The sequence below is a fragment of the Sporosarcina sp. USHLN248 genome (assembly GCF_037144575.1).
GTDB lineage: Bacteria > Bacillota > Bacilli > Bacillales_A > Planococcaceae > Sporosarcina > Sporosarcina contaminans.
The window spans coordinates 1-7,534 of sequence record NZ_JBBCZC010000075.1; the positions used below are offsets into that span (position 1 = coordinate 1).

General features: G+C 39.6%; 5 protein-coding genes and 1 pseudogene. 4 read left to right on the forward strand and 2 right to left on the reverse strand.

Annotated features, from left to right (window positions below; all coding sequences use genetic code 11):
• Window positions 1-610: 610 nt before the first annotated feature.
• Together WFH04_RS18395 and WFH04_RS18400 are read left to right on the forward strand one after the other, a co-directional pair.
• A pseudogene (locus tag WFH04_RS18395) lies at window positions 611-991 on the forward strand (PAS domain S-box protein); the annotation flags it as partial.
• Window positions 992-1,084: 93 nt separating this feature from the next.
• A complete protein-coding gene (locus WFH04_RS18400) occupies window positions 1,085-1,429 on the forward strand; it encodes a methyl-accepting chemotaxis protein (protein WP_408020201.1) in 345 nt (114 codons plus the stop codon).
• 235 nt (window positions 1,430-1,664) lie between these two features.
• On the opposite strand, the gene WFH04_RS17695 is transcribed toward WFH04_RS18400, so the two are convergent.
• Window positions 1,665-2,339: an SGNH/GDSL hydrolase family protein gene (locus WFH04_RS17695; protein ID WP_336825580.1), complete on the reverse strand. Its 675-nt coding sequence runs from the start codon at window positions 2,337-2,339 to the stop codon at window positions 1,665-1,667.
• Window positions 2,317-2,937: a TetR/AcrR family transcriptional regulator gene (locus WFH04_RS17700; RefSeq protein WP_336825582.1), complete on the reverse strand. Its 621-nt coding sequence runs from the start codon at window positions 2,935-2,937 to the stop codon at window positions 2,317-2,319. Before WFH04_RS17700 ends, WFH04_RS17695 begins: the two co-directional genes overlap by 23 nt.
• A 326-nt stretch (window positions 2,938-3,263) precedes the next feature.
• Between WFH04_RS17700 and WFH04_RS17705 the strand changes: the two genes are divergently transcribed.
• Together WFH04_RS17705 and WFH04_RS17710 are read left to right on the forward strand one after the other, a co-directional pair.
• Entirely contained in the window at window positions 3,264-5,528 is a 2,265-nt protein-coding gene (locus WFH04_RS17705; protein ID WP_336825583.1) for an ATP-binding cassette domain-containing protein, read from the forward strand.
• Between the two features lie 421 nt (window positions 5,529-5,949).
• Entirely contained in the window at window positions 5,950-7,419 is a 1,470-nt protein-coding gene (locus WFH04_RS17710) for an S-layer homology domain-containing protein (protein ID WP_336825585.1), read from the forward strand.
• Window positions 7,420-7,534: the final 115 nt, after the last annotated feature.

Sequence of the window (7,534 nt, forward strand, 5' to 3'; positions counted from 1 at the left end):
GCCGGCGGAAAGCGTCCGCCCTGTAGCGCAAATCAACATTACTCAGCGGTATCTAAGTAAAAGGGTGACGTGCAAATCACATCACCCCAACATTTGATTTAGAACCTTTTTATTATGTAGAAATAGTATCAGATTGTAAAAAGACAAAACAATTTTCCTGTTTAAACATTGTAATACGATTCATATTACATATCCTACTCATCTATAATTCATTAAAACAAGTATTGTCAGAACAACAATCTCAATATTTTCATTACAATATTCACTAATACAAAAATAGAATTAGACATACAAAAGACCTATATTATAATTAGATGTTACAAAAAAGTCCTATTTTATGGTACTGTAATAAACGAGTATTTATTATCGCATTTAGGGGATTAAAATTATTTTTTATATAGCTTTAATGTGTAAAATTTAAAATCGTCAGATGGTATTCAACATGCTCCTTCTTAAATCGAATTAGAGCATATCAGCCAGTTGCTTAAGTAAATGTACATAGAGGATGCATCAAGTTATGTTCATACAGCTTTTTCTCGTTTGTTATATACGCTTTAACGCCCCTATTATTTTGTAACGCTTTCTTTTTAAATCGTTTGGAGGGTCCATATTGTCAGCTACACATACATACAAAAGTTCTCAAGTTTTAGATGAAATTGCAGTTTTATCTGCCTTAGAGTCTAATCTAGCAATGATCGAATTTAATTTAAACGGGGACGTCATTTGGGTAAATGAAATTTTCGCAAATACTTTAGGTTATAAAGTAAGTGAAATGAACAATTTGCATCATAAACAATTTTGTACAAAGGAATATAGAAGGAGTAACGATTATGCCAAGTTATGGGATAATCTTCGTCGTGGAGTGAAATTCCAAGAGAAAATCCAACGCATTGGAAAAACAGGAGAGCTTCTATGGCTCGAGGCAACTTATATCCCAATCTATGAAGATGGCAAAGTGAACGCCGTTCTTAAAATCGCAACGGATATTACAATGCGAGAACATAAAAGTAAAAAAATTGTATCCGAGCTAAACGAAATGTCAATTGAATTAGGAGATGCAGTTGTTACCCGCTCTCAAGAAAATATGCAAGCCCTTGAATCGCTACGTGAACAAATTAAACATATTAGCGAAATCTCGAAGACAATCAATTACATTTCCTCACAGACGAATTTATTAGCGTTAAATGCTACTATCGAGGCAGCAAGAGCGGGCGAACACGGACGTGGATTTGCGGTAGTAGCGGATGAAGTTCGTAAGCTCTCTAACAATGTCGAGAAGGCAATTAAAAACATTAATCAAAACGTGGATAACATAACTGAGGAAGTATTAAAAGTAAGTGAAATCACAGAAAATCTACAAACGACCAGTGAAGAAATACAAATGAAAATTAATAATGCAATGAAAGATTTCGGGGAGCTGAATGCTTAATGAAGGCTCTATTCAAGTTAGGTCAAACCATGCGCTTGAATAGAGTCTGTTATACATTAAATATACAATAGAAATTGCAATCAAAATGGAAGTATACTTGTATTATACAATCAAATGCTCAATCGTTTCCTATCCAGTACGTTAGCTACAGTGATGGAAGTGAAGGCACTTTCGATGTCATCCATTCCCGCGAAGCACCCTCGGCCGTTTCCCTAAAATGTAATTTCGTTTGCTTTTATGAAAGGCGATCGATCATCTTTGCGTATTCTTCTGCCACCAACTTAGCACCCTTGCTATTAAAATGAATGCCGTCCAATGTGAAGTGAAGACCCCTCTTCATTGACAGTCGATCAATGCGTTTAGGATTCTTATAAAATAGGGTATCAACCATCACTCTCAAAACGTTCGTATTCAAGTAGCCCGAACCCTTGACTTGACCAAGATGTTTCTTGAATAAAGTGTATAGATCTAACAAGTGTACTTGCGGATAATTGCTTGAGATGGATTGAATGGTTTCGTGTAAATCCTTAAGATCACTATTTGGTGTACTGTTTACATTCTCTCCTGCAAATGCCGGTGAAACGATTACTACTTGTTTAGCAAAGTGAAGGACAATTTCCACTACTTTTTGAAAGACCTCTCGAAACTCATCAAGGTCCTTTGTAACAGGCTGAGCCTGAACGCTCAACAACTTGGAATATACATCATTCACTCCAATCCAAAGAAATATGAGATCATAGTCGAAAGCAATCGGTGTTTTGATTAGGCGTTCATGTAAACTCTTTATGGTTTCACCCGGTTTGCCAAGATTATCGAAAGTAATATGCGGATAATACTCCTGAAGAATTTTTGCAAAGGACACACCCGGTCGCCCTTCTGTTAAGATATCACCCACTAACCCCACTCTCATTTTCAGTTCCCCCTTTTGTAATTGACTTCAAAAAGATTTCAATTGCTTCCTTAAATAGAGGCTCAAGCATGCTTAGGTCTTGATGATTTGTAAGCTGGCATAAGCCGCCAAGCCATGTGCCTAACAATACCGTCCACGTCTCAATATCCCCTGCTATAAATTCCCCCCTGTCTACGCCTTCTTGTAAAATTGCACGGTACGACCCCATCGGAATGACCGCCAAATTGTGTAATTCCTTCACAGATTCCGGACTCGAATTCGGATTGGCTGCAAGCTCCTGGCCCGCTTTCAATAAGGGAGTTTGATAGTTGTAAAGCACATGTATTGCCATTCCATATAATTTTTTTGTTGCAGAGGAGTAAGCAGATTCTTGTTGCAGCCATTTGCTGTGCCACCCGTTTATCGTATTTTGGGCCAATCGAACAAACAGCTTTTCTTTGTTTTGAAAATGATAGTAAATATGCCCTTTACTATAGCCGGATGCTTTGGAAATATCGCCGACGGATGTTTGATTATAGCCCTTCTGCGAAAATAATATAGACGCTTTTTCCATAATTTCATGTTTCGCGTATTCACTGTCATACCGTCTTTTATTCAAAAATGACACCTTCCTTGTTTAGAACAATCGTGTAGCAACATAATTTGAACGACCGTTCTATTTAATAATATGCTACAGCCACCTCTATGTAAATCACTTGAATCTATAATTTTTTGAATTATTCTTTCATGGCTACTATTTTATGCTTCCGTTCCCCTTGGTTGATCGATTTAGCGAAGATCGTCACTTTGTCTAACGCTTGTTCTTACTTCTTCATGAAAAGTTTTCATTTCGGCGTGATCAGCTTCGGTATTTTTCACAAGCAATTATAAATACGGTAAGATGGAGAACATAACAATAAAAATGACAACTTGGGGCGATTAACGATGTCAGACATACGAATTTACGGTGCAAACCAAAATAATTTAAAGAATATAGACGTGGCAATTCCTAAACACCAATTAACTGTGTTCACTGGGCGCTCCGGATCTGGAAAATCCTCGCTTGTGTTTAATACGATTGCAGCAGAGTCGGAACGCTTGCTCAACGAAACCTATTCAAGCTATATCCAGCATCAGCTGACCCATTACGCGAAACCGAATGTTGATCATATTGAGAATCTATCTGTAGCAATGATTATTAACCAAAAACGACTCGGGGGCAATTCACGATCAACAGTTGGCACAATTTCAGATATTTATGCGTCCGTCCGCCTGCTTTGGTCGCGCATCGGGAAACCTTTCGTCGGATATTCCGATGTCTTTTCATTCAACAATCCAACTGGCATGTGCCCCATTTGCGAAGGGCTCGGCTATGTAGATGATATCGATATAAACGAATTAATCGATTTCGATAAATCATTGAACGAGGGCGCTATCAATTTCCCGTCCTTTGCACCGACAAGCTGGCGTGGCAAACGCTATCTATATAGCGGGCTTTTCGATAACGACAAAAAACTAAAAGACTATACAAAAGAGGAAATGGACACTTTCTTATATACCGAACCTGTAAAACTAAAAAACCCGCCTGCAGAATGGCCGAAAACAGCTGAATTTGAAGGGCTCATTCACAGATTCAGACGTTCCTTCTTACTGCAGAACAACTTTGAAAAAAACCGTTTCATAAAAGATATTGAGCGCGTTGTCACTTCACGCCGATGCCCGTCCTGCAACGGAAAACGACTGAACGAAAATGTGCTCCGCTGCAAAATTAACGGCTTAAGCATCGCGGATTTCACAGCATTGCCAATCGAAAAAGCGCTGTCTTTTTTAGATCAAATTAAAGACGACACAGCAGAGATTATTATGAAGCCGTTACGTGCACAACTTGAAGCAATGAACTATATTGGACTGCAATATTTAACGCTTGATCGTGAAACGCCGACTCTATCAGGAGGAGAATCACAGCGCATCAAACTGATTCGACACCTGAACAGCCCGTTGACCGATCTCATTTACATTATCGATGAACCGAGCGTCGGATTGCATCCCGAAGATATTGAAAAAATCAATGACATTATGTGCGCCATACGCGATAAAGGAAATACCGTCCTCATCGTCGAACACGACCCGGATGTCATCAAAATTGCAGACCATATTATCGATATCGGCCCGGGTGCTGGGAAAAACGGGGGAAATATTACTTTCACGGGAAGTTATAAGGAATTACTGATATCGGATACTGCGACAGGCCACGCACTAAGACGCGAACACCATTTCAAGACCGATGTTCGACAACCGAATCAATTCATACAGCTAAAAAACATCAGTAGGAACAATTTACAGGACGTTTCTGTAAGCTTTCCAAAACACGCATTGTCTGTCGTGACAGGCGTTGCAGGCTCCGGAAAAAGCTCTCTCATTCAAGCTGGTTTCGAACACCGTGAGAAGACGATTTTTATCGACCAAAAACCGGTGCACGCCTCAAATCGATCCAATCTGCTGACGTATATGGATATTTTCGATGACATCCGCAGCTTCTTCAGCAAGAAAACCGGCATGAAGAAAAGCTTATTCAGCTATAATTCTGAAGGTGCATGTCCGAATTGCGGCGGCAAAGGCTACCTCAAAGTGGAACTAGCGTTCATGCCCGACTTCTCACAAGCTTGTGAAGTGTGCCACGGCACACGCTACAAACCAGAAGTTCTAAAAGCAACCGTCAAAGGCTATTCAATAGCAGATGTGTTGGCGCTCACCGTCGATGAAGCAGATCGCTTCTTTGACCATGACGAAAACATTACACATCATTTACACACAATCGCTGCTACTGGACTCGGTTATATGACACTCGGACAATCGCTCGACACACTTTCAGGCGGAGAAATTCAACGTGTAAAACTGAGCAAGTATTTAACGGACAAAGTAACGGAACACATATTCATTTTTGACGAGCCGACGACCGGCTTGCATGAAGATGACATTCCTACGTTGCTCGACAGATTCGAACAGCTCATCGATGAAAAGAATACAGTTATTTTAGTTGAACATAATTTAACGATGATGACCAATGCGGATTGGATGATAGACGTTGGTCCGGGCGCAGGCTTGAACGGCGGCCATATTTTATACAGCGGTCCGCCACAGGGCCTATTGGATGTAGAATCGTCTGTTACTGCGCGGCATTTGAAACGGTATATTAAACCATCCTTATAATCTGATTATATTTAGATTCACTAGTAGACTTTATTGAATGCTTGAAATCGCTAAATAAAAGACATGTTCCCACATTAGTAATCATCCCCTGTTTCAAAGATTTTAACTAATCTATTCGCTTTACAGACGGGGGATGGCTTTTTTACTTACTCGTATCTTGTATTTAAAAGCCGATTGAAAAATCAATCGGCCGCTAAATAATTAGTGCCTCCCTATACTGCTCTAACAAAAAACATATTTATTGAACAAACTGCATTGTTCATGCAACAACTGCCCTCCCCCTACATAAGTACCTCAATTATGATTCATTTACTATCCAAGATTTCCGAAAACATTTTTGAAACTTTTTCCGAATATCTCCGTCTGTAGGTTGCTATTCTATAACAACTGTATTTGTAAAAATAGAAAGGAAGGATTCAATTTGAAGAAAAAAGTAATGGCATTAGTTGGAACACTATTGCTTTCATGCAGCCTCCCTTTATCCGCCAATGCGGAAAGTAAACAATTATTTAAAGACGTACCGCCTACGAAACACTTCGCTGATGCTGTGAATGAATTAGCGGAACGCCATATTATTGGAGGCTATCCCGATGGCACTTTTAAGCCAGGGAATTCCATCACGAGAGGTCAAGCAGCCGCTATTATTGCAAAGATGATCAAATTAGATATGGATAATGTTAAAGATCCCGGTTTTAAAGACGTATCAAAAGAAAATGGCTATTATAAGGCAATTGCCGCAATGGCGCAGGAAGGAATTATTGGAGGTTATGCGGACGGACGATACGGTCCGAATGATCCGATTAAACGTAGTCAAATGGCTTCCATTTTAGTAAAGGCATTTGATTTGCCACGCCAATATGGAGATAACCCGTTCAAAGATATCGGCTGGAAGCATAATTCATCTCATTATGAAAATATTTTAATCATCTACCATCTTGGCATTACGACAGGGACAACACCTAATACATTTAGCCCAAATCTCCCGATAACAAGAGGTCAAGCAGCAAAGATGATTAAAACGACAGAAGAGGCAAAACCGTCGAATGTCGTAACGCTGAGCGCAGGTGACTTAGGCTGGGAACGTTTTTTTGCTATGCAGAAAGAGTTGAATCCAGAACTATTTGATGCTGTTTTAGTGGAAGGAAAAAAAGGCTATCGAGACGATAAAATTCAATTCATTCCTAAAAAAGAAGGAACGGGTACATTCATCGTAGCCGATCGGCATTTCTTTGAAGCGGACAACTACAAAAAATATTATGTGCATGTAAAAAAAGAAAATGGTGAATTGAAGCTGACGCTCGAAGAAACAAATGATTATTTGCCAACGGCAGTACAACTTGACACTCCGTACATCAATTCTGAGACAAAAGGAATGTCCACCGAAAGGGAAATCGCCCAAAACATTTCGCTTGAGACGATGGACGGGAAGAAGCTGTCCAACAATATAGCGTTTCAAACATGTGATTATGTGAATGTCTGCATCAACATCGACAAGCCCGGCCAATACATTGCCACAATTCGTTTCGAGAGCGGCAAGGAATCGCGCTATGGAATTGAAGCAACCACGAAAAAAACGCATTTTTTCTATGACGTAAAATCGTTAAGAGAAGAGCTTTCAGCGACGTATAATCAAGGGTCAGCAAATGATATAGGCATGCATAAAATTGTGACAAAAGACTATGAACAGATTGCAGAGATTACAAGAGATGCGACAAATCTATTCACTGCCCATCTCACTGGTAAAAAGGAAGGCACAATTGTAATTGAATATGAAAAACCTGTACGTTCAGAGCTTTATCACCAAGATGGCCTCCTGATCAATGTGAAGAAAATCGGATCAATCTGGAATATTTCAATCAGCCCTGACGGATATGTTACAGATGCAGGATAAAACAGAAGGGGCTGTCCAATAAGTCCCTAAAATAGAACAGGTGGCGAAAAACGAATCGTTTTTCGCCACCTGTTCTTGTATTTTTCTCATTCAATACTGAAAGTAGCTCGCGGAT